This is a genomic window from Myxacorys sp. (genome assembly GCF_059501405.1).
On the sequence record NZ_JCACCM010000085.1, the window covers coordinates 1 to 22,576 of the forward strand.

Annotated in this window: 18 protein-coding genes and 3 pseudogenes; 11 read left to right on the forward strand and 10 right to left on the reverse strand. The window is 46.7% G+C overall.

Annotation, left to right across the window (positions count from 1 at the left end; genetic code table 11):
• Positions 1–289: pseudogene (locus tag AC5I6P_RS08965) on the forward strand (hypothetical protein); the annotation flags it as partial.
• 14 nt (positions 290–303) lie between these two features.
• Here AC5I6P_RS08965 and AC5I6P_RS08970 read toward each other — a convergent pair.
• The 6 genes and pseudogenes from AC5I6P_RS08970 to AC5I6P_RS08995 all read right to left on the reverse strand — a co-directional run bounded on the left by AC5I6P_RS08970 (position 304) and on the right by AC5I6P_RS08995 (position 13,863).
• Complete coding sequence (locus tag AC5I6P_RS08970) at positions 304–4,014, reverse strand: AAA-like domain-containing protein (protein WP_495693407.1); 3,711 nt, start codon at positions 4,012–4,014, stop codon at positions 304–306.
• A 35-nt stretch (positions 4,015–4,049) separates the two neighbouring features.
• On the reverse strand, positions 4,050–5,372 hold the full coding sequence (locus AC5I6P_RS08975; RefSeq protein WP_495693408.1) for an AAA-like domain-containing protein: 1,323 nt from the start codon (positions 5,370–5,372) through the stop codon (positions 4,050–4,052).
• A 440-nt stretch (positions 5,373–5,812) separates the two neighbouring features.
• Positions 5,813–6,583 (reverse strand): annotated as a pseudogene (locus tag AC5I6P_RS08980) (IS6 family transposase).
• Positions 6,584–6,661: 78 nt separating this feature from the next.
• The gene (locus AC5I6P_RS08985) at positions 6,662–9,781 is read right to left on the reverse strand and encodes an SNF2-related protein (RefSeq protein ID WP_495693409.1); all 3,120 of its coding nucleotides are present in this window, start codon (positions 9,779–9,781) and stop codon (positions 6,662–6,664) included.
• A 1-nt stretch (position 9,782) separates the two neighbouring features.
• Complete coding sequence (locus AC5I6P_RS08990; RefSeq protein ID WP_495693410.1) at positions 9,783–12,347, reverse strand: hypothetical protein; 2,565 nt, start codon at positions 12,345–12,347, stop codon at positions 9,783–9,785.
• Positions 12,348–12,543: 196 nt separating this feature from the next.
• The gene (locus AC5I6P_RS08995) at positions 12,544–13,863 is read right to left on the reverse strand and encodes an IS701 family transposase (protein WP_495693411.1); all 1,320 of its coding nucleotides are present in this window, start codon (positions 13,861–13,863) and stop codon (positions 12,544–12,546) included.
• A gap of 290 nt (positions 13,864–14,153) precedes the next feature.
• Here AC5I6P_RS08995 and AC5I6P_RS09000 point away from each other — a divergent pair, with 290 nt between their 5' ends.
• Both AC5I6P_RS09000 and AC5I6P_RS09005 read left to right on the forward strand, forming a co-directional pair.
• Positions 14,154–14,363, forward strand: a complete 210-nt coding sequence (locus AC5I6P_RS09000; RefSeq protein WP_495693412.1) for a hypothetical protein — start codon at positions 14,154–14,156, stop codon at positions 14,361–14,363.
• A 116-nt stretch (positions 14,364–14,479) separates the two neighbouring features.
• A complete protein-coding gene (locus AC5I6P_RS09005) occupies positions 14,480–14,995 on the forward strand; it encodes a hypothetical protein (protein WP_495693413.1) in 516 nt (171 codons plus the stop codon).
• Positions 14,996–15,117: 122 nt separating this feature from the next.
• Here the strand turns inward: AC5I6P_RS09005 and AC5I6P_RS09010 are convergent, their stop codons facing one another.
• Positions 15,118–15,606: a tyrosine-type recombinase/integrase gene (locus AC5I6P_RS09010; protein ID WP_495693426.1), complete on the reverse strand. Its 489-nt coding sequence runs from the start codon at positions 15,604–15,606 to the stop codon at positions 15,118–15,120.
• A 388-nt stretch (positions 15,607–15,994) separates the two neighbouring features.
• On the opposite strand from AC5I6P_RS09010, the gene AC5I6P_RS09015 reads away from it, so the two are divergent.
• From AC5I6P_RS09015 to AC5I6P_RS09045, 7 genes are all read left to right on the forward strand, one after another.
• Complete coding sequence (locus AC5I6P_RS09015; protein ID WP_495693414.1) at positions 15,995–16,303, forward strand: DUF2188 domain-containing protein; 309 nt, start codon at positions 15,995–15,997, stop codon at positions 16,301–16,303.
• A 7-nt stretch (positions 16,304–16,310) separates the two neighbouring features.
• Positions 16,311–16,475 (forward strand): hypothetical protein, encoded by a 165-nt coding sequence (locus AC5I6P_RS09020; RefSeq protein ID WP_495693415.1) that lies wholly within the window; start codon positions 16,311–16,313, stop codon positions 16,473–16,475.
• A gap of 90 nt (positions 16,476–16,565) precedes the next feature.
• Positions 16,566–16,760: a hypothetical protein gene (locus tag AC5I6P_RS09025; RefSeq protein WP_495692130.1), complete on the forward strand. Its 195-nt coding sequence runs from the start codon at positions 16,566–16,568 to the stop codon at positions 16,758–16,760.
• 8 nt (positions 16,761–16,768) lie between these two features.
• Positions 16,769–17,284, forward strand: coding sequence for a nuclease-related domain-containing protein (locus AC5I6P_RS09030; protein WP_495693416.1), 516 nt, complete (start codon positions 16,769–16,771; stop codon positions 17,282–17,284).
• Positions 17,257–18,141, forward strand: a complete 885-nt coding sequence (locus tag AC5I6P_RS09035; protein ID WP_495693417.1) for a DEAD/DEAH box helicase — start codon at positions 17,257–17,259, stop codon at positions 18,139–18,141. The genes AC5I6P_RS09030 and AC5I6P_RS09035 overlap by 28 nt, the downstream gene beginning before the upstream one ends.
• A 13-nt stretch (positions 18,142–18,154) precedes the next feature.
• Complete coding sequence (locus tag AC5I6P_RS09040; protein ID WP_495693418.1) at positions 18,155–18,523, forward strand: hypothetical protein; 369 nt, start codon at positions 18,155–18,157, stop codon at positions 18,521–18,523.
• A gap of 229 nt (positions 18,524–18,752) precedes the next feature.
• Positions 18,753–20,024 carry a DUF1830 domain-containing protein gene (locus tag AC5I6P_RS09045; RefSeq protein WP_495693419.1) on the forward strand — a complete coding sequence of 424 codons (1,272 nt, stop codon included), beginning with the start codon at positions 18,753–18,755 and terminating at the stop codon, positions 20,022–20,024.
• Between the two features lie 202 nt (positions 20,025–20,226).
• On the opposite strand, the gene AC5I6P_RS09050 is transcribed toward AC5I6P_RS09045, so the two are convergent.
• The 3 genes from AC5I6P_RS09050 to AC5I6P_RS09060 form a co-directional block, all read right to left on the reverse strand.
• Positions 20,227–20,871 carry a thermonuclease family protein gene (locus AC5I6P_RS09050; protein ID WP_495693420.1) on the reverse strand — a complete coding sequence of 215 codons (645 nt, stop codon included), beginning with the start codon at positions 20,869–20,871 and terminating at the stop codon, positions 20,227–20,229.
• Positions 20,872–20,933: 62 nt separating this feature from the next.
• Positions 20,934–21,335 carry an Ig-like domain-containing protein gene (locus tag AC5I6P_RS09055; protein WP_495693427.1) on the reverse strand — a complete coding sequence of 134 codons (402 nt, stop codon included), beginning with the start codon at positions 21,333–21,335 and terminating at the stop codon, positions 20,934–20,936.
• Positions 21,236–21,673 carry a choice-of-anchor Q domain-containing protein gene (locus AC5I6P_RS09060; RefSeq protein ID WP_495693421.1) on the reverse strand — a complete coding sequence of 146 codons (438 nt, stop codon included), beginning with the start codon at positions 21,671–21,673 and terminating at the stop codon, positions 21,236–21,238. Before AC5I6P_RS09060 ends, AC5I6P_RS09055 begins: the two co-directional genes overlap by 100 nt.
• 50 nt (positions 21,674–21,723) lie before the next feature.
• Here AC5I6P_RS09060 and AC5I6P_RS09065 point away from each other — a divergent pair.
• Positions 21,724–22,443 (forward strand): annotated as a pseudogene (locus AC5I6P_RS09065) (IS6 family transposase).
• Positions 22,444–22,576 lie beyond the last annotated feature (133 nt).

The following is a 22,576-nucleotide window of genomic DNA, read 5'->3' on the forward strand; positions in this document are numbered from 1 at the left end:
TAAGGACTCAGAACTCGTCAAACGCTACAGTCACTATCCAGCAATTCTAGACTTCTTCGAAAATCAGAAGCCTCACCCGGTCGTGCTCCGTCCTGCTATTCCTCAATATGCCGAAGCAACTTGCATCTTACAAAAATATCTCCATACTACTCTGACTCAAAAGAAGCTAGATATTGGAGAGCAAATGCGAAAGGCGGCTGAAGATACTAGGCGTTTGCTCAATCCGATCGATGGCAAACCGAATACCAATGGCAAACCGAATCGGGTGGATTGTTCTAATGATCGTTAGCAAACATCTATCAATCAAGGACAGCTCTTTCGATAGTTCTCATTGCTCATGTAGCGCTCCCACTCCTTCTGTGTAAGGTTATCCGTGATGTGTTCACACGCTTTAGAACGCAAATCTTCTAATTGCCAGAACCATACCTTTGCTGTTGTGTCATCACTAGCTGTTGCAATCTGTTGATCATCTTGAGGCTTGAAGGCGACGGCCTTTACCTGCTTTGCATGGTCTAAGCGCGCAACTTCCTGACCACTAGATCTCTCCCATACCCTTGCTGTTCGGTCATCACTTGCTGTGGCAAGGAACTCATCATTAGAACTAAAGGTAATAGCATTGACTTTTCCTTCGTGGTTCAATGGTATACCTTTCCCTTTCTCTTCCTCACAACGCTCTACATTCCAGACACGTCCCTTACTATCTGAGCTTCCTGTCGCTAGATATTTTTCATTATGGCTGAACGCGATCGCAACAACACCCCCCTCATGTTGCAGCGTCGCACATTGTTGCCCGTTTTTCTGAAATACTTTTGCCTTATTATCATCACTCGCCGTCGCAATGAAGTTACCCTGTGAACTAAAAGTCACTGCATTGATTTTATTATCATGATTCCACTGTTCTAAGGGTCGCTTTTGTTCTAAGGGTCGTTTTGGTGCCACATCCCATAATGTCGCTGTATTATCAGCTCCCGCTACTACCAGTTGTGAGCCATCAGGACTCAACGCGATCGCTTCAACAGAACTAGAACTCTCCCAGGAAAACTGCTGAACTTGACGACTAGCCTCCAGCAAAGCTTTGGGATTACGGGTAAACTGATGATCATCGGGTACTCTCCAAACCTGTACTACATTATCACTAGCAGTGGCAAAGAACTTGTTATCTTGGCTCAAGGTAATAATAAACTTATTCACACTTTTGTTCTGGTTTATATCCACAGTAGCAGTGTCCCCACTGTTAGTTTTCCAGAACTGTACTGTCATGTTTTTATTAGAGAAATCAGAACTCGCGATCACTCTAAAGCGTCCATCTGGGCTGATTGCGATTCCTTCGGAGTTGCGCTTTGCACTAATTTCAGTTTCAGCCTCTTTACATTCTAGTTTCTGACCATTCGTTGCTTCACAAACTCTCAAGATGCGCTCCTCCTTGGATTCATCTAAACTTGCAGTGACAATCCGATCGCCTTGGGGATTAAATGTCACAGCGGTCACAGGGCTATTGTGTTCTAGGCGAATCAGCGTTGCATTATCCTTGATTTTCCACAAGCGGGCTTTATTATCCAAGCTCGCAGTGGCAATCAGTGTCTCGTTTTCTAAACTTGGATTGAAGGCGACAGCACTCACAAAGTCTTTATGAGGAATGTAAGCGATCGGTTTGCCACTCGCGATGTCCCAGACTCTCACCATCTTGTCCGTACTTGCAGTAACAATCCATTTGCTGTTATGGCTCAGCGATACAGCCGTTACCGCCTGCTCATGCCCTAATGTTATGAGTGGACGATCGCCTCCAACTTTCCACACGGCTGCTGTCTTATCCAAGCTAGCAGTTGCCACATACTCTCCATCAGGACTGAATGCAACATCGAGAATCGCACCTTTATGCTTATTCAGCAATTGTCCTACAGGTTGTCCGCTTGCTGTATTCCAAACTTGAGCAGTCCCATCAGCACTTGCTGTCACAATCGACTCTCCATCGGGACTGAAGCTCAAAGCGTTCACGCTATTGCCTCGGTTTAGAGATGAGATTAGTCTGCCGCTTGTTATCTCCCAAATCTTAGCTGTAATCTGATCTTCACCCGTTTTATTTAGACTAACGGTATCGACAGTCGCAGCAGCAATGAACTTACTATCAGGACTTAATGCGATCGCATTGACATAGAGCGGGAGCTTTAAGCGTCTAATCAATTTCCAGCTTCTAGTTTCTCGTATTTCAATGCTGTCATTGCTCGCGTTACGAAGCGGTTCCCCCTGCGGGGTAAACGCGATCAATTTCGCGTCATTATCAGAACTGAAAGCAACAGCATTCGCTTTACCAATATTATTTAGATGGCTAATTTCTTTGCTAGTTGATACATCCCATACCTTTGCTATACCATCCAGACTAGTAGACACCAGTTGTTCCCCGGTGCGGTTAAAGGCAATTGTTTTCACATCATCAGGATGTTCCACGGTTTTGAGCAGACGGGGCAGAACATCTAATCGATGATACAGAACCTGCATTGCCTCTGGGGAGAAACGTCCTTGGTTTTGGAATTTCTGCATTGCTTCCAGCGACAGTAATACACTAATGCGGGGATGACTAGACACTTGAGCTTCGTTCACTAGCTGATCGGCTTGCAATCGCTCAGTTTGTTGTTTTGCCTCCTGCAATCTGCTCCCAACAAACCCCAGGCTAAGTACCAGAACGATCAGCAGCGCAAGGTAAATGAACCGTCGAGTTAATTGCCGAGTTAACCGCTGGATCTTTCGCCGATTCAGTTTGTTAGCGCTGGCAGCCAAAAACCGTTGATCCTCATTGCTGAGATGTTTGTCTTTTGCCCATTCCATTGCTTCTTGGAAGGTCGATTCATTTAAAAGCCATGAATCATCCTGACAACCAGAGGCGAACCAGTTTCCCAAAGCATCACCATAGAGACGGCGCTTTTTAGCTAGCTCTTCAGCGACCCAAGTTGAGTTGAAAACCTCGCCATAAATCCGGTTCTGGATTCTTAGCTGATGGTGTTGCTCTACTACTAATCCAGACAGACACAATTTCAATTGCTCTGCACTGTGATCAGCAGCAACGGCCTGATTGCGTTGAATTTGCTGATACAATCCGAGCAGGAAACAGGCTTGCTGATCGTTGACCAAAAGGCGATCGCGGATATGGCTGAAATGACCTTTTTCATCGTGAAATTTCCAGTTTTGAATCATCCGCGATCGCACAAGCTTCTCAACCCACTCCGCCTCCTCACCTGTTGGAATAAATTGTTGACTCGCCTGGATCAGCGCACAAAGCCTTTGGGTTAGAAAAGGCTGTCCACTCGTCCACCTCAACACCTGCTTCAAGACTGCTTCAGGATCAGCAACTTGACCAATTAACCCCCTTGCTAAAGGTTTGGCTTCTTCAAGCCCGAACCCCGTAAGTTGAATCGCTTGACCAATGTTAAAGGGAGTGGATTTCTTGTCTTGGATCAAATCCGAAGGAGTTGCGACCCCCAGCAAGACAAAGGTGAGTCGATCATACTCTGGCTGATCTGCACGGCGATTATAACAAGCTCGAATCAATGCAAAAAAATCATCAACTCGAAACTGTAAACTCAGAACACTATCAATTTCATCAATGAATAAGACAATCCTCCCAGGTACGACTGGCAATAATACCTCTTCAATGAAATTGCTTAGTCGTCTAACTGGAGAAAGCGCTTTGCGTTCAGTCCACCAAGCTAGACTAATCCCCAGATCGAACTGTTTTACGAGTTCATCGAACGTATCTGCATACCACTGTTCCGGTTGATCCTTGGTGTTACGAACTGAAAAATCAAGCACCCCACAAAAAGTTCCGATTGCTTCTAGTCGGCTTTCCATTCGCACTCGCAAACTAGATTTCCCGGTTTGTCGAGAGTTGAACACGTAGCAAAACTCGCCAGCCGTTAGTGCTTTATACAGATCGTGATCTGCTTGTCGCGTGACATAACTGCTAGCATCAGAAAACAGGGTTCCACCGACAACATAGTGATAAGTAGGGTGATGAGTCATACCTCTGGTGATTTGAGAGAGTGCAAAAGTTAATCCTATAGACGATCTCGAAAATACTGGCGGTATAACTCACAAGACGGCACTTCACCTCTTTCCTCTACTTCGACCAATCCCATACTGTATAGCTGAAAAACATAGGCGGGTTCAACTCGGATGGGAGTCGCTGAGTTCACGATATCCTTGAAAGCAACGGCTAAATTTGAATTCTGCCGAAGCGTACTCAAAAGCTCTCCTAAGTAATTATGGTAAGGACCTACTTCTGTGGCTGCACTTTGCAAAAATTGCTCTAACGTCGTCTCTGGGTGCAACGTCAGGTAGTCGAGCGCTGCATGAATCAGGTAAGGATTTCCTCCAATTAAAGCCATGACTTGTTCAACCTGCTCCGCCTGCCAGTGCAAGTTATACTGCTGAACTAATTGTTGCACCTCCTTCAGATAAAAATTTCGCAAAGAAAATTCTTCTCCAACATTTGCTAGTGGCGAGTAATTAATGTCAAGCGCACCATAGATATTTGTAGAGTGTACGATTACCAAGCGGAGATTACGCCAAGTATCACCACGAACTCTCCTTGCTCCGTCATACCAACCCCTGAGAAGTTTACAGAAGTCATCCGCAACTTCGCGCTCTTCAAAAACTAGGTCAACATCATCTAAAACAAGGACTAGAGGCATATTGATGCCTGCCAATAGATAAGTCTGGAAATAATTCGTGCAGTTGCTATTGTTACCTAGATCATCCTGCCATCTTTCGTCCAGTTGGTTGGGCAATTCTAAGCTATTGCCAACACTAATACAAAACCACCTCAAGAATGTCTGTAAGTCTGTAAGAACGGCATGATCGGCATCACAGAAGCTCAAGGTCACAGACTGATACTGGTCTTGTTTCTCTTTCACCTGGTGCAACAGTTGTTCGACAAACCAGGTTTTGCCGGCTCGATGGGGTGCTTTGACCCGAACCAAAGCGCCTGGTTCCGAAGAGATCATCTCATAACATTTAGATTCAAGCGGTGAGCGTTTAACGTAAAAGTCTGAAGGTCGCTGACTTCGCCTGGATTCAATGATGTCGGCTAGTTCCAACCCAAGAAATCGAGCGATCGCGTCAGCAGAAGTTCTTCTCACCCTGATACCTCTCAGTAACCTCTTCAAGGTGTCGATGCCTATCCCCGCCTGGATTGCCAAATCTTCTCTCGTGTAGGTCTGTTCCCAATTTTCTTCTCTCCGTTGCTGCCGCTCTTGCCAAATTCTGTCGCGAACACTGTCACGGACAAGTCTGATGCCTTGTAGAGTTGCTTGAACACTATCGGTTTCGCGATTTGTAGTCATCATCAGCACCAATGTTTCAGATTGTGGCTGCCTCATATTACACATCTAGATACGCTCCTACAAGAGCAGATGGGCAAACTTAACTGCACCTTGACTGCACCTTTTGATAAGCACTTATGTCAGTTTCACGACTTCCAATAGAATCGCCTCATCTGCTTATGCCCACGAGATACGCAACGAGTGCTTAGGAAGCCTGTTCAGCCAATGTCGCTGTCATTGAGTAGTCAGCTAATGGCGATCGCTGCCTAACACCGCCTCTGAGGATGACGGGGTCAAGTAGGTCTTTAGAACTTGCTCAACGTACATCTCTGGCTCTTGAAAATTGAGCGAAAAATCCCAGCTTGATTCCAGAACGAATACTTTATTCTATTCTTCAGAATCAACTTATCATTGTTATTCTCTTGTATTCGTTATTTCATCGGTTTTTTCTATTGTATTGGCTGTATCGCAAATTTAGGTTATGTCGCAAAAACTTCTTAAGAGCAAACTATCTGTGTCGTCTGCATTCCCTTAAGCAACAACTCCAAAATTGCTTCAATAAACTTGGCTTGAGGAACACAATCCCCTTGTTCAATCCCTTTCACTTGTCCTTTTCTAATCATATTCATCGCTTCAATCCCACTGGAGGTTCTTCTGGCGCTGTTAAACGACTGGAAGCCCATCATTGGTTTCACGATTCGCTTGATGTTTCGATGATCCTGCTCAATCATGTTGTTCATGTACTTACTCTGCCGTAATTCGGTCTCTGCTGCTAGGGTTTCATCTCGTTTCAAGGCTTCGACTGCCACCCGATAGACAGCATTTTTATCGACTGTAATCATCCGTGGTGCTCCAGTGTGTTTTGCCTTCAGCACGTTGCGAGAAAACCGCGCCGCTGCCTTCCCGTCCCGCTTTGCACTGGGCGTAAAAGTCCAACGTGTTGCCTGCTGAGTCTACAGCACTATCAAGATATTTCCAGACTCCTTTGACTTGGATGTACGTCTCCTCGACTCGCCACGAATCGTTCGTCGGGTTCAGATAAGAACGAACTCGTTTGTCTAGTTCTGGGGCGTAGCTCAACACCCATCGGTGAATCGTGGAATGAGTTCGCTTCGCGAAGCTCCGTAGGACGCCACTTCTACCCCTCGCTCCGCCATCATCTCCTCTAGGTCCCGGTAGCTCAACGGGTAGCGACAATACCACCGCACATTTAGCATGATGATGTCGGGCAAGACGTGTCTCCACTTAAACAGAGATTGGAACGTCATTTAGATTAGGGTCAGAGGAAATTAAGCTTCCTCACCCTACCATTTTTGCGACACAACCTACTTTAGGGCCTTATTGTGTCATTGGACGAAAATAACACCTGCAGCAAGTTGAATGAGTTTGAGTTCTGTATTGCGGCGATCAGCGATCTCCCGCTTCTTTGTTTCTAATTCTCGATTGACCTTTTTGAGCAATCCTTCTGTTGCAGGCAGCATTCGGAGCCTGCCTGATTGCTGAAACTGCTGGATGCGGTCTTCGAGTTGTTGGCGGCGGCGATCGGCATAGTTTTCGGCACTGCGTTCTTGAACGCTGCAACGATTGTTATTCTCGGCATCAAATTCCTTCGATGCTTGTTCAAAAGCCTCTTCTAAAGCAGCATCACAATCGCTGCAAAGTGCCAGAATTTGATCTATGTCCTCCAATAAATTGGCGGCATTGAGTTTTGCTTTACCCTGGCGGGCGACTCGATAAACAAAGCGTTCTGATTGCTCATCTGACAATAATTGTTCATTCGAGCAGTGAGCGACTTTGTAAGCAAGACGGCTCTCAGAGCGCAACCCTTGAAATAACCAACGCTGAATCACGTACACATAGTGTCCTGGAGCGGCCCCAAGGTCTGCCTGCCTACACTCAATTGCTGCAATGGGATGGAGTTTGTGAGCATCAGTTTCGTACCTGTGTCTGATCCACTGAATGAGCGGGTGAGTGGGGTCAAGCAACTCGATCGGTTTCCCTTTGTCTGCTTTGCTAGTTGCTTCGCGAGGATCAAATAGACACAGAGCGGACGAGCGATGTAAGCGGGTTGGTGTTGCAAGTCGATGTTGTTTGAGAAACTGTTCTAAATCAAGTTTGGCATCTTCGGTCAGCCTAATCTCAAAGACCGCTTCTTGATGAGGGATAGGTTTGATGGTGGTTCCCAAATAATAACGGGCAAAATAGTCTTCAACAAAGGAGTATAGTTCTTCTGACGTGACCCACCTGCCTTGGTCGCGGCTTTTAGTCACGGAGTTGAGAATTTGATCAGAGAACGCCATTAAGTTGATGGCTTCTTGTTCGAGTCGCTCTTGTTCAACGCCTTGTTTGAGAAGTGCACTTGCAGTTTCGTCAGCGCGTTGGAGGCGTTCGGCGTCGGTAAGTTCGGGTTCAAAGAGGGTGACGAGAAGTTTTTCGGTCGCGTCTCCGAGAATGTTTTCTAAATCGCCAATGCTTTCCTGAAACACATTGATGCGTTGATACAAGCGATCGAGAATGCGTTCTTCAATGGTATCGACCAAACTGAAATTGATAATCGAGATGCGCTCAGCTTTTTGTCCTAAGCGATCGAGCCGTCCAATTCGTTGTTCGACGCGCATGGGGTTCCAGGGCAGGTCGTAGTTGATCAAAAAACGACAAAATTGCAGGTCAATCCCCTCGCTGCCCACTTCTGACGATAGAAGAATGGATGCTTTGCCTTGTTCAAATTGCTGAATTAACTCCCATTTACGATCGCCCATTCCACCCAAAATCAAACTAGTCTGAATGCCATCAGCTTGTAAACGGCGTTGTAGATAGTGGAGTGTGCCACGAAAGTAAGCGAACAGTACAAACTTTTCATTTGGATTTTTCTTGAGTTCGTGCCGTAAAAACTCAACTAGGGTGTGATACTTGGTGTCTTGGGCTTCGAGCTGCTTGTAGTCAATGTCCTCTAATTGCAAGATAGGATCAGGGAACTCTTGCATCTCAGACTGAATCTCTGCTGATATGCCCAAATCCTCCCAAAACAACTCATCCTCTTGCATCTCATCGAGAATGCCCTGCTCTGACCAAGACTGCAGCGCAGCGACAAGACAGCTTGCCATTTGTCGCTGACGCGCAATCAATCGAAAGAGCGGCACCCCTTGCTTACCTTTGCTCTGTTTACGAATCGTTTGAGTGACAGACTCGTAGATCTGTTTCTCTAAGGCACAGAAAGGAACAGTTAATGTCTGTGGGTCACGTTTCACTCGATTGGGAATCACATCGCGTTTGCGGCTGCGGCTGAGGTATTGGCTCACCAGTGATGCGCTTTCTAGCTTGTAACCCAGTCTAACTTGGGTTTCTGCGTCGATCGTCTCTGGTGTTTCCAACATTTGTTGAATATGCTGTAGCACAGAGTTTTCTCGAAAGTAGTCGGATTGAAGGGCACGATCGAGGTTACGTTTTGCTGTTGAGAAGTCGGGGGGATGATTCCACAACGATCGCAACGCATGAATTAACGGGGTGTTTGCCTCCTGCATTTGATGAAAGATGGTTTCGTCAAAAAAGTCTTCTGGACTAATAATTTTCAGCAGTTGGTATAAATTCGAGCTTTGAGTTTGAATAGGCGTTGCTGTCAGCAGCAGCAAATGACGAGCCGCATCTCTCACTAACTGCCCCATGCGATGAGTCGCCGTAGATGGGTTCCGCAGATAATGCGCTTCGTCAATGATCACTAAGTCAAACAAACCCACTTCATCGACGACTGGATTGTGATCTAATAATCTCGCAAGTTCCGCTCTTGCTCCCGAATTGATTTCGTCTTCCCAATTGGCACTCGGACGAATGCCTTCTAAACTGGCGATGCACACAAAGGGATGCTGGTATTGACTGTGCAAGACGTGTTTGACTTCTTGTAAAAGCTCTTGAGCACTCGTCAGTTTGGAAACTATGTTAAATCGTTGTTGCAAATCATCTTGCCATTTTTCTCTCAAAATCGCCGGACAGATGATGAGTAGACGACGGGCATCGGCTCTAGCTTGCAGTTCTTTCCAGACATACATTGCCTCGATCGTTTTACCCAATCCAACTTCATCGGCAACCAACAAACGCCCGACCGGAGACTCTAAAAACTTCAGCACAGGTTTAAATTGATGCGGATAGAAGTCAGTTTTGCTCGACTCCATGCTGTAGAAAATGTTGGTTAATTGCCCCTTCAGTTTCTCGAATGTGAGAATTCTTCGCAGGTCATCGGCTCCACTAAATTTTCCCTGTTCTAACAAGTTAAACAGTCCTTCTGGTTCTCCGCAAAGTTCCAGGAGGTTGTAGGGTTTATAGGACTTCTCATTCGGTGAAAACTGGACTTGCACTAATAGCCGTGTTCCAGAGGCACGCGTTCTTCCGGTCGTGATGCCCCGATGTGCTGGATTGGCTTTGACTCGCACTTCTTGCCCTGCGATCGCGGGATTCCAAATGGTGTCGCTCACGTTACGCACCTCTCATATCTTCGTATCTAGGAGGTCTACCCATTGGGTCTTCTGTCTTGGAAAGGGCTGGTTTGGTCTGTTCCATCGTGCTAGGAAGTCGGATTTCTGGCTGCTCGCCCTCTGGAATGGACAATCCGTAAGCCACGGCAAATCGATGGAACTCGTGGTGCTCAACACCATTGGTTTCTAGATCCTTGGGCATGGGAAGTGATCCCACTTTATATTCTGGAATACCGGATTGCGCGTGTTGAAAATCTTGGTGTGTGGACTTGATTGCTCGCTCATAAAACAAGGTTTGTCCGCCACCTCCACCAATCAAAATATCGAGGGTTGTCTTGGAACCGTGCACCAATCTAAAACCATGCTCACCATATCTTGAACTCCCGTCTCGAATCACTTTGGCAACTAACCGCTGAATTTCTTTGCGAGCCGTGCTGGTTTGAAAGTGATCGGAATAGCGGGTCGAGTTGCCGCATACCGTATCTTTGACATCAAGTTCTGCAATCCCTAGCTCCTGTGCCAGCCGTTGAGAAAATGCAGTCACTCCCAAAGGGTTAACCTTGCCAGAGAAGAAATCAACTTTCTTCTCACCTTCATCGTTCCAGTAGCGGAAAGAACTACCGTCTAGCGTTCCGTCTCCAACATCAAAGAGAACATAAAATCCTTCATCGACTTCACGGGAGTTAATCAGTGCCCACACTTCAGCCGCAATTTCTGGGACTGCGCGGCAATCGGTTGTTGTTTCTTTCAGGGTTTCTCTAAGTATTTCGAGGCGATCGTGCAAGGTTTGCATCGTCATCGGCTCAGTTAAAGGCTCATTGCTCAACAACCATCCGAGAGAAAGGGCTTTCTCAAACCGCACAATCGCTTTAGAATCGCAATATTCAACAGGAACGCCAACATTAGCAGACCAATCAATTTTCTGATTAATAATTAATTCTGGTTTGTTGAGACGAATCCAAGCTTGAGCGCGAGTAATGACACGACTTAAATAGTAAGCACAAAGATTCTCAACGGTTTTAGCGTCACTTACTCCAGGTAAGGTTTCAAGCTGCCAGCTTCCCGCACCTTGGGGAAGATCAAACTCCGCCAAGCGCATCTTGATGAATTCCACCGTGGTCTGCACTTGGTCTTCATGGCGCTGCCATTCAGAAGCAGTTAAACCAGTGATCAACGTGCCATCGGATAGAATTCCGATCTTCGTGGGCAGCAAAGCTTCTTTTAGATGAGTAAGGTCATCGGTAAACGTGACGATCTCCGATCGATCGTTGACCATATCTCGAAAACAAACTTTCGTGAAACTGGTGCCAAAATCGATTCCCAGATTCAGCGCCAAAACCTGTAAATTATCTGGTTCCTCCTCGTTAGGAACATCAGGAACTTGAGGCTTAATTTCGGCTTCTAAGTCCGTTGTTAAATCTGTAATTTCTGGCTCTCTTAAAATCTGCAGTGGTTCGATTTCTTCGGAAACCTGCGGAGCAATGGCAGGCAACCGATTCTCAATGTCAAGTTCAGTCAATTCATCCGATTGAAGCGACTCAACCGCAGCCAGCCGTTTTTGAAGTTGAGCGATTTGTTCTTCAAATCTGAGGAGCGCCTGTTGCAGCGCTTCCAACCCATCAAGAGTAGGAGTTGTTGAAGTGTTTTGACGAACTGCCTGAATTTCTTGAGACAGCCGTTCTCGTATTTGAGAGATTTGCGCTTCTAGCTCTGCCTGACTCGCTGCTTGATGTTGCCGTTCCTGAACCAAACTGAGCTGTGCGTTTAGTTGAGAGAATTGCGTCTGCAATTCGGTTTGATTCGTCGCGATCGCGGTTTGACTCTGCTGAAATGCTGTAAGTTGTTGTTGCAGTTGAGAAAGCTGTGATCTTAGCTCAGTTTGATTCGTGGTTTCATCAGTTTGACGTTGTCTAAGTGTTGTCAGTTGATCGTTTAATTGAACGACTCGCTGTACAATCTGCTCGATCGGATTCGTCAGACTTTGAGCAGGTTGCGAGGCTTCAGTAGCGAAGGTTTCCTGCACCTGGGCGATTTGCGCTTCTAATGCTGTCTGACTCGTCGCTGCATGAGCCTGATGCTGCTGAATTGATGCCAACTGTGCGTTTAGTTGGGAGAACCGCGTTTGCAATTCAGCTAGATTTGTTGTGGTTGCAGTTTGCCCTTGCTGAAACGCTGTAAATTGCTCATGGAGTTGAGAAAGCTGCGATCTCACCTCAGCTTGATCCGTCGTTCTATCGTGTTGACGTTGCTCAATTACCGTGAGTTGTTCCTGAATTTGAGCCACTCGCTGCATCAAATCCGTGTAATTTGGAATAGACAGCCCTAGAATTCGTTGATCGAGGTGAGCGATCACCCCATTAAGCCGCTGTTCTGTCTGCCGTTCAAAGCGCTGCCGATTTACTAAGTTGAGACACAACGATAGAGATATCGGAGCCGCTGCATATACTACCTGTTGTGACAGAGCTGAAACAACAACGCCCACGACCGAAGCTGCTGTTGAGGTATATTCAGCTACTTGCAGTAACTGCGATCGCTGGGTTCGTCGAGAGGGAAATTGATTGCTCATGCGGCTGATTTTTAACGGAATGATTGAGTACAATAGACCCTCTCATCCTGTCACATCTGCCTCAGATTGTCAGAGCAGTTCATAGGCTAATTCACTAATTTTTACCAAAGGTGTCGAAGTTCTACGAGTATGTCCTCGATCTAGACTTCTAACCCTCTTTTGTTACTTTGATGAGAGAGAAGCAGAGGGGTGATGGCTAAGCTGCTTGTGCAGTCGGAAGTGCAGCGAAGTGAAAGGTGTCCATTAGATCCATCAACTTCAAAAATGCTCTTCTGAGTCCAGGAACGTGGAAAACCTGTAGCCACGGCTCCAACCAACCCCAACAACAATAGGGTTGCAGCAATAATCTCAAGTTATTCAACGCACTTTTCCAGGTTTTTCCCAACTCCCAATGAGGATGCTGACTGAACGGTAAGTTCTGCGGTGTTGTGTTTTCTGAGTTTCCAGCATTAAGTTTCTGTCGTCTTTTGAACTGCTCCGCCTGGCAACTAACCAACAGGTAAGCACTCAAAACAATTTCCCACCAGCGTTCGATACTCTTGTAGTCTGTTAGTCGGTAATTGTGCCATCCGAGTTGGTGCTTGACTTGCTGAAATCCATACTCAATCCAAGTCCTCAAGGTGTAACGTCTGCCAACATCTAACTGAATTTCTCCTTCTAAGTTGGTCATAATTTGCCAAGTATCGGTTTGATTGGGGTCTTCAGTCCTGCCCTTCGTGATTTGGTAGTAGCGAATGGCTCGTCGCCTGCCAAAAATAATTTCGCGGATGTAGCGGTGTTCCGTGGGACGTTCTACCAACGGTTGCTCGTATGGCATCCAGTCCTCACAATAAACCTGTTGTCCTGACGGCAACCATACGGCGTGATTGCTGCGAATCGCAACAATGTAAGAGAGCTTCAGCTTGTAAAGAACCTCTAGCATTGTGCCACTCTCGCCGTACAAGCTATCTGCTAGCACTAACTCAATCACAAATCCGAATGCTTGTAGCTCAGCAATAATCTCTGCCGCTAATTGAGGTTTTGTTTTGTACTCATCCCCCGGTTTCAGTCGAGCCTTCGGTTTGAAGATTCTGAACAACAACGGGTAAGTGATGTCATCAACCACAGCGTAAGCATTAACAGAAACAATGCCATTCTCTGTCTGTCCTAAATTGCCAATGTATTGCTTCGCCACATAATCCGTGGCTTTCCCCTTCTTAGCATCCCCAGTTTCATCAATACACAAAATGATCGCTCTCGCCCCAATGATCGCTCTGACGATTTCTAACCGCTTTTGCCGCACCCGCTCAATCTCCCAACTTCCATCCCGCAAAAAGTGGTGCAAACTTTGTCCGTCTTTAAGTCCTACTATCTTCGCGATCTCGGGCAGCGATTTGCGAGGCATCGAGCTGAGAATGCCAACGTGCAGAAATTTGAACGACTCGAAGTTCCGCACATCGTCAAATAAGGATTGATACTGAGTACAGTAGTCATCAATAAAGCCAACCGTGGCAACTGGAGCGCGTGAATGATTCATCCCTCTAAGTAGCACTCGTTATTCTCAGCTTACTTAACTCTCATCAAAGTAACAAAAGAGGGATGGACAGGCACCGGAATTGATCTCAAAACGAACACCCCAACACCCAAGCAAATTCGAGCGGCAGTACAGAAAGTTTTAGCATCACCTGACTATAAACAGAACGCACAACGGTTTCAAGAAGAAATTAAGTTGTACGATTCCGCAGTACGAGCAGCAACACTACTGGAAACGCTGGCAACCACGAAGCAACCGATTCTAAGAAAGTCAGAAGCTGCGTAGGAGGAACTGTGAGCGTATCAACCCCAAAAGGTTCAGCCAGCGCCGCCATCATCGACAAACTGAACGATGTCATTCAAGGAGTCGCTCAATCTGCTAGAGTCCACTACCTCGATTGCCGCCATGCCACAGAGCCCTCCTGGTATGACGATATGCATCCTGATCGAGATGGTTTCCTAGCATTGGCCGTTAAGTTTGAAGAAGCGATGAATCGCCTATAGCGACGCTTCCATCCCACTCCCTAACCTACGCCCCAAAGCTTCCACTCTCCCCCTCATCGTTCCAAATCAATTATGGGTTATCGTTTTGGCTCATTTCTTGGCACTAAGATGACCTCATGCTCCCTGCGCGATCGCGTCTTCTCCTCTTCAAACTGACCACCACTGCCGTTCTCGCCTTGACCGTGACCGGAATTGGTAGGAGTGCGATCGTTGACATGGGTGAACTAGCTCATTTCAATTGCCGTTCTCAAACCAGTCGCGTGCTCTGTGAACTGACCCATGAACCCCTGATCGGTAACTTACAAACGCTGCATGCTGCCAAAACTGACCTCATCAGAACGCGTGTGCAGTCGAAAAACGATGTGATAGGACGACCGATTTCCCGATTGGTCTTGGTCACAGGGTCACAAGGAGAACTCCCGTTGACGCACAATTGGTCAAGGAGTGCAAATGGTCAACTGTTTGCGCAGCGCGATCAAATCGATCGTTTCCTCAACACGTCCCAGTCCGAAACGCTGGATGTCAGAACTCATCGCCCTGGTCAACTCTGGGTCGTTCTAGGGGGATTGGGAATCATCAGCATTGTCGGAATTAGATTATGGTTGCCGAAGCCTCGGCGTCCAGGAAAGTAGTTTATCGATCCGACTTTCGATCAAAGCAATCTCATCTTCTAGCTGCTGCTCACTCACCCTCAATTCCTCCATCGAATTTCTCTAAACCGCTCCGGATTCAGCGTTGTTTACCTCACCGTGTGCTAAATGTTTTTGTGCCTCAAATAATCCTGAATCAACCGCGTATCATAGCCCCCATTCGCTAACCAATACCCGCATGAGTGCCGTAGCATGTGAGCATGAATCTCTATTCCCAATCTAGCCGCTTTGACAATGCGTTCCACAATACGCGAAATTCCCGTCGCTTTGTCTGCTCGACCTGGAACAGTGACAGGAATCAGAAACGATCGCTGTCGTTCATTTACAAAAATCTGAGCGACATCACGCTGTTGAATCTTTAGAATGGCGTCTCGTTCATCATGTTCTAGGGGATGAACCCCAGATTGGCTTCCCTTGACTCGTCGAATGTAAATATTGTTTTGGCTCAGGTCTACATCCCGCCATTCCAGCATCGCCGCTTCGACGGCTCGTAATCCATGACAAAACATCATGAGGATAAGGGCGTAGTCTCGATCGGGATAACGGCTATGCTCCTTGGCAGCTTCTAGCAAAGCATCCACCTCACTCGGCAGTAGGTGTTCTCGACTCCGAAGTTTTTGATTGGGGAGCCGGCGCGGTTCCTACGGAGTTGCGCGAAGCGCTAATCGTCCCCTATCAGGCACACGTTTTTGCTTTACCAGACCGAGATTCTAACTAATCATAAAACAGTTTTTTTATGATTAGTTTAGAGTCTGGAACCTGCATTGTCTCGTGGGCCAAAATAATCAACTTATTTTTGAGTACTTTATTGAGAACGAACCCCACCTTGCTGCAATTGCTCCGTAAAGGTCAACTCCGTTAGCTCAGCTATCGATCCTTCGGAGCTTGCAAAGCAATTGCGACTGCTTCTCTCCGACTGGGAACCCTAGCTTCAATTGGTTAACTCAGTTTTCAGCGTCAACATTTCAGGAGGTCTGATCAATGCCAAAACGAAATCAGTTTGTCGTCCCTCATCCTGAAGGGTGGGCAGTCAAGAAAGAGAACAGCAAGCGTGTCACTGCAATTTTCGAGACTCAAGGAGAAGCGATTGGATATGAGCGAGGACTCACAATCATTCAACATTGTGAGCTAGTAATCTACGACCGGAAGGGAGAAGTTCGCAAACGCTGCAATTATAAAGATCCTCGGCATGAGAAGGCTTACCGCCACGCTAACTATCTGAAAGCGCTTGCAGCCTTGAATCGTCAACGAGAATCATCACATCTTTCAGAGAACGCATTGGATAACTAAAAGCATTATGGGCAATGGTCAGAAGCCGATGGTTGGGGCTAGGGTTCCCCATGTTTGGAAGGATCAGATTGAGGGCATTTGCCAAGAGACGGGTAAGAGTGAGAGTGAAGTGGTGCAGGAAGCGTTGCCTTCGGCTAGGCATAGCCACCGCTCAGTATTTGGGTCGCACTGACCTCGATTCGGTTAAGTCCTTAATGAAGCGAGTTGCAACGTTAGAGCGGCAGTTGAAGAAATTGTCTCAGTTGGCGACGAGTTGATAGCAATGGCAAAAATAGATTTTTCAGCACAGATTGAGTATCTGCTATTCACTGGCGCAATTAGAGGTGAGGCTATTTTCCGACTGCATCACTTGTTAAAGTCCCACGAGCAAGGAACGGTCAGCGCTGAGGAGATGCAGGAAGCGATCAATGACTTCAATCCAGATTTATATCTAGAACTGCCATCAGATGAGATGTAGAGGCAATTATGGCTCAAATGCTTCCCGAATTTATCCAGGCAAAAGCCAGTCAAGGGGAGAAAAAGCTCTTTGCTGTACTGCGCGATCGCTTACCCGATGATTTCATTGTTTGGTATGAGCCACAAGTGAAAGGGCTGCATCCTGACTTTATCGTTCTAGGTCCAAATTTCGGGCTGTTGGTCATTGAGGTCAAAGGATGGTTCGTAAATCAAATTGAGGAAGCGAACAACAATTTCTTTCGCATTAGGCAGACAAAGAACGGAGCTACCTATTCTGAGAGCCAGCAGTCGCCTCTAAAGCAGGGAAAAGGCTACATCGACGCAGCAATGGATAATCTCAAAGGTGAAGCAATCCTGGCTCACCACAGCGGCAACTTCCAAGGAAAGCTCGTTTTTCCGGCGGGTTTCGGTGCAATGATGTCTAACATCACGACAAGTCAGGCTCACAACTCTAACATCTACAAGCTTTTAGAGCAGCCCCAATTGGTGAGCGAGTCTTGGCAAGACTTCAACAACTTCCCCTAGAACAAAAATGGGATTCTGTTTTAGTCGATGAGGCTCACACCTTCTCGCCAGATTGGTTTCTCTGCTGTGTCGCGGCATTGAAAGACCCACAGGATGGCGATCTGTTAGTTGTTTCAAATGGTAGTCAGAGCCTCTATAAGCGTCGGAAATTTACCTGGAAATCAGTCGGCATCAAAGCAACAGGTCAGCGGTCTAAGAAGCTGCATCAGAATTACCGCAACACTCAAGAGATTTTGACGGCAGCTTGGAGCGTGGTAAAGCCTGTGGGTGGAGATGTGATGGTAGAGGATGACATTACGTTTCCGATCGTAGAACCAGAGGCCGCTTTACGAAAGGGAGCTAAACCAATGCTGCATCTGTCAGGATCAAAATGCGAGGCAGTTGAGGCGTTGGTCAAACAGGTGCGATCGCTATCCCAGTCAGGGTATGCACCAGGAGAGATTGCAATCCTGTACCGATGGTATCGAGAGAAGGATCAAGCTCTATTTGATGGGATGCTAAAGCAACTAGATGATTTAGGTTTAAGAAGTTACTGGATTACTGAAAATGATGATGCTAAACGAAACTATAACGTAGCAGAGCCTGGAATACGAGTAGTCACGTCGCTATCATCTCTAGGGTTAGAATTCAAAGCCGTTCTGTTGCTTTGGGTAGAACAATTCTCAGATTGCTGTAACTCTGATAGAGAAGAAGCGTCACTGGCTCGACGACAGCTTTATGTAGCAATGACTCGCGCTCAAGACGAATTGCATCTATTTGGCTCAGGGGGTACAAAAATTCTGAAGGAGTTACAGCAAAGTCAAAGTTTCGAGATTATAGAGGAATCGGCAGTTGTGAAAGAGCTTGCCTTACTTTAGATCTGGAGCAGAGATGATGAGTTATTTAGACGAGGCTTTCTCTTCGCAGTGCGATCTCTGCTCCTACAACACTCGCAACCCTCACCTGCCATGCACCATTCACCCATGCAAAATTGTGGATGCTCAATGCTCCGACTTTAAAGCTGATACGTCGCTGCCAGTAGAACAACAGTGGGAGCCAGAAGGAGCTTCGTATTATGACGGCGAACTCGTGATCGATCCTATTCAACGGTGGACGAGAGAGCAGAAACTCGCGCTGCTAGATTGGCATCCAATGTTTACGGGGCGCTGTCCTAATTGTGAGCGATCGCTGATGCAAACTCATCCTGCACGAGTTCATTGGGATTGTCAGGAATGCGGATGGAAGGATGATTCAGTTTGAGGATCTAGGGGAAAGTTTGTTTCTGGAAGTGGTATCGAATTGTCCTCTCTATCAAAGTTGTAAAGATTATTAATGTCCTCTCTTGTGTTCTTCATACAATCGACATCGATTAGATAAGCACCAAATGTAAAGCCGCCTTGCGCTTCTCAGTTCTAGTTTCAACGATTGTTAAAAACTCTACATTAGTAATTGGAATCGTTATTCTAGAAATAAAACTCGTTCCTAATGTATGAATAGCGAAGCACAAGTTAAAAGAATTCTCATCCTGACAGCCAATCCAAAAGGAACGAACAAGCTTCGCTTGGATGAAGAGGCTCGTGATATCCAAGAAGGATTGCGACGGGCAAAGGAACGTGATCGCTTCGAGATTCAGTCTGTATGGGCCGTTCGTTCAAGGGACATTCGTCGAGCGCTCCTAGACTTTAAGCCTCATATTGTTCACTTTTCTGGACATGGAGCGGCAGATGCAGGATTAGCATTTGAGAATGAGTTGGGACAAGTTCATCTAATCGCGTCAGAGGCGTTAGCAGGACTGTTCAAACTCTTTGCTAGTCATGTCGAGTGCGTCGTTTTAAACGCTTGCTATTCAGACATTCAAGCGAGTGCTATCGTTGAACACATTGATTTTGTAGTTGGAATGAATCAAGCCATTGGTGATAAAGCTGCAATTGAATTTTCAATCGGTTTTTATGATGCTTTAATGGCTGGATTTGGGGTTGAAGTGGCTTATGAGTTTGGGTGTAATGCGATTCATTTAGCAGGAATTCAGGAACATTTAACGCCTATGCTACAGAAGAAAGACAACTGCATCCCAATGGATAGGGGGGATGCAAATCCTAAACATCCAAGCCCTGAAAAAGGTTCTGTCACTCGCACGATTACCATTCAATCACCTTCTAAAATAGTCTATGAATTTGTTTTAAGTGGAAACATCAACGAGTTCGATAAGCAGCGCCTAGAGGCGATTGTCGCCCATCTTCAGCAGATCACAGGAGACGTCAATCTAACACTTCTTAGAGTGGAAGATGGTAGTGTAAAACTAATCTTTGAAGGCTCTGAAGAGGGATTTAAGCGAATTCAAGAATTAATTGAGGAGGGTCGGCTTACTGAGATATTAGGTGCTCAGATTCAAGCAGTACAAGAACAGCAACCACTTAGAACAGCCGAGTATCGTCGTTCTCTAATTCTCGACCCTATACCTTCATCGACAAGTAATTCAGTACTATGCTGTTACGTAAATGGGACTAGCCAAATTCAAATAGCCCGCATCACTAACGTTCAGAATTGGTATTTCGAGCGAGTAGTATTCCCAGGTCAACGCTTGATTTTTGAGGCAGTTCCTGAAGCTATTCTCGAAATTCATACTGGTACGATGGCAAGCGCAATTCTATCAGACACGATTCCTTGCACAGATTTATCACTAACCGCAGTAGACGAACTCGACAAATATTCCAGCGATCAATTAGCTCGTCCTTTTATTGAAGAGGAACGAAGTATATAAATCTTTTTGTGTCAACTTACAATCCGTTATTAGCTCCAAAACGTTGCCGCAAGTTAGTTATAGCCATTTTTAGCAATCAATGGTAATCGATTTTCCTAGATAAGCCTAGCTTCTAAGCTCTCAAAAACTTTGAACAAGGTTACAGGTCGAAAGGTCACACAAACAGAAATACAAATCCTCTGTAATACAACTGTTTAAGTGACTATCTCTTGTCATTTTGCATCTTCCTCCACTCCCAAGGCTTCACCACAGTAGTGCGACCCCATACTCCAACCCGCTTCTCTCGTGAGATCGCTTCCCCTCGCTCAATTGCCTCTCGATTCACGCATCTATCAGAGTAGCGGCTGTAGTGATAAGCCAGTCCTGCCGTAGTCATCTCCCCATTCACAAACGTTTCTTCTTCGCTGTTAGGCTTTTGCACAACCACTTCCGCTACCGTACGCCCATAGCGGTCTTTCTCGATCGGCACGACGATTACCTCGCTTCCAGCATTGCCTACGAGCGATCGCAGTTTCTCAGTTGCCTCTTTGCCTAACGGCTGACCCGCTTTACTCCCATGAGCCACTTCTGGCGCATCAATCCCGCAGAGCCGCAGCTTTTCTTTCTTCCCCCTAGAACTGACCGTGAGCGTATCGCCATCTGCCACGCTCACCACTTGAGATCGCTTTGAAGAGGGCATCGCGCCTGTAGGATTCATTGCTACCAGAGCAGCATCTGCATCCTCATAATCAGGACGTGCAGCCGCTTCTGAGGCTTGGTACTTGCTCCAGGCAAAGAACCCAACGCCTGCAATGGCAACGACAGGAAGCAGGTTCACAAAAGCTTTAACCGATCTCCGTAGTTTCATCGTTTTCTCTCTGGGGCATTGGTGAATATAGATTTCAGGATTCCCAATGAGGGAAGGTTAACCTAACCCATGATTTCTATGAAATTCAAACAGCTTGGTGCAATTGCCACACTCGGATTCGTCCCCACTAGGGGCGCATCAATGACGAGACTGACAGTTGCCGTGTTGGAGGTGCCGGTGCCGTCGCTCAGGGTGTAGGTGAAGGAATCGTTGCCGTTGGCGTTGGGATTGGGAGTGTAGGTGCCGTCTGCGTTAAGGGTGAGTTGGCCATTAGTGCGGGCGATCGCACTGCCCACGCTCGCCGCACTGCCATTAACGCTGGCGAACGTCAGGGGGTTGTTATCGGAGTCGCTGTCGTTGGTGATCACGTTGCCAGTGAGCAGGGTGCCTTCCGTGCCGGTGAGACTGTCGTTGGTAGCAACGGGTGGGCTGTTGGGTGGTGGGACAGCTTCAAAGGCACCGATATGACCACAGCCCCTTGGGACAAGCGATGGCCGCGTTGGTCAGTCGTGAGATTGGTGTTGCCCGCATTGACGGCAGGGTTACCGGCGACGAGGGCGAGGGTTTGAGTGGAACTGCCATTGTTAGCTAAGGTGGTCTCAAGAATCTGGTTCAAGCCTACAGTAGGTGTGGTAGATCCCAAGAACTGAGAAAGGTTATCGCTAACACCGCTATAACCAATCAGATTGTTGCTGCCTGTACTGTTGAAGCCGAGGTCGGCAACTTCCCTGCCAGCTGGGGTACTGTTCCCGGTTCTGTCGCAAGAAGTGGTTAGTGGTAAGGTAGTCAAGCCCAAACTCACCTGATACCTCTGCGATGTCTACTCCTGCCCTGTTCAAATAGCGACACTTTTTGCCGGAAATCATCCTGCCCAACGTCCGATGGTACTGCCGTTGCTCCTTGAGCTACCGGAATTGAGAAGAGATGATGGCTGAGAGGGGAATGGAGGGTGACCACTCAACCATCAACCACTGGGTGTTGAGCTACGCTCTTGAGTTGGACAAACGGATTCGCGCACGTATCCGTGTAGCGAAGCTATCGCACTTAAAGCCAACTAATGATTCGTGGCGAGTTGACGAAACGTACATCCAAGTCAAAGGTGAATGGAAATATTTGTATCGAGCTGTCGATTCTGAAGGCAATACTTGGGACTTCATGCCCAGTGCCAAACGAGATGGCAAAGCGGCGGCACGTTTCTTTCGTAAAAGGTTGAAAGCCAGTCATCTCACTAAACCACGCGTGAGTCGCTGCACGAGCTTCGAAGAACTCAACGTTGACAAAAATGCGGCTTATTCAGTGGCTATTGAAGCCCTGAAGAACGACCAAACATTGATAGAGACCGAACTAAGGCAAGTGAAGTCCTTAAACAATGGGATTGAACCGGATCACCGAAATATCAAGCGAATTGTCAAACCGATGATGGGGTTCAAGTCGTTCAATACCGCCAGACAAACGTTGAGGGGACTTAAGGCGATGAACATGATTCGTCAAGGACAGCTTCAAGGGGTTGAAAAAGGAGATGTGCAAGCACAGATAGAATTCGTGTCTCAAATCTTCGAACTTGGTGCTTAATTGAATCTAGAGTAGGTCAATTGTTTGTGCCGCAATAGTTCTTGCGACAGAACCGTATTTTGTCCGGCTAGTTCGTACAGGACATGTCTAAACAGCTCAAAACTAAACATTCATCAAAAACGGGCAGCCAAAT

Excerpts from the sequence above, each read along its gene's own strand:
- AC5I6P_RS08970 (WP_495693407.1), bottom strand. The coding sequence starts at position 4,014 with ATGACTCATCACCCTACTTATCACTATGTTGTCGGTGGAACCCTGTTT.
- AC5I6P_RS08975 (WP_495693408.1), bottom strand. The coding sequence starts at position 5,372 with ATGAGGCAGCCACAATCTGAAACATTGGTGCTGATGATGACTACAAAT.
- AC5I6P_RS08990 (WP_495693410.1), bottom strand. The coding sequence starts at position 12,347 with ATGAGCAATCAATTTCCCTCTCGACGAACCCAGCGATCGCAGTTACTG.
- AC5I6P_RS08995 (WP_495693411.1), bottom strand. The coding sequence starts at position 13,863 with ATGAATCATTCACGCGCTCCAGTTGCCACGGTTGGCTTTATTGATGAC.
- AC5I6P_RS09005 (WP_495693413.1), top strand. The coding sequence starts at position 14,480 with ATGCTCCCTGCGCGATCGCGTCTTCTCCTCTTCAAACTGACCACCACT.
- AC5I6P_RS09015 (WP_495693414.1), top strand. The coding sequence starts at position 15,995 with ATGCCAAAACGAAATCAGTTTGTCGTCCCTCATCCTGAAGGGTGGGCA.
- AC5I6P_RS09020 (WP_495693415.1), top strand. The coding sequence starts at position 16,311 with ATGGGCAATGGTCAGAAGCCGATGGTTGGGGCTAGGGTTCCCCATGTT.
- AC5I6P_RS09025 (WP_495692130.1), top strand. The coding sequence starts at position 16,566 with ATGGCAAAAATAGATTTTTCAGCACAGATTGAGTATCTGCTATTCACT.
- AC5I6P_RS09030 (WP_495693416.1), top strand. The coding sequence starts at position 16,769 with ATGGCTCAAATGCTTCCCGAATTTATCCAGGCAAAAGCCAGTCAAGGG.
- AC5I6P_RS09040 (WP_495693418.1), top strand. The coding sequence starts at position 18,155 with ATGATGAGTTATTTAGACGAGGCTTTCTCTTCGCAGTGCGATCTCTGC.
- AC5I6P_RS09045 (WP_495693419.1), top strand. The coding sequence starts at position 18,753 with ATGAATAGCGAAGCACAAGTTAAAAGAATTCTCATCCTGACAGCCAAT.
- AC5I6P_RS09050 (WP_495693420.1), bottom strand. The coding sequence starts at position 20,871 with ATGAAACTACGGAGATCGGTTAAAGCTTTTGTGAACCTGCTTCCTGTC.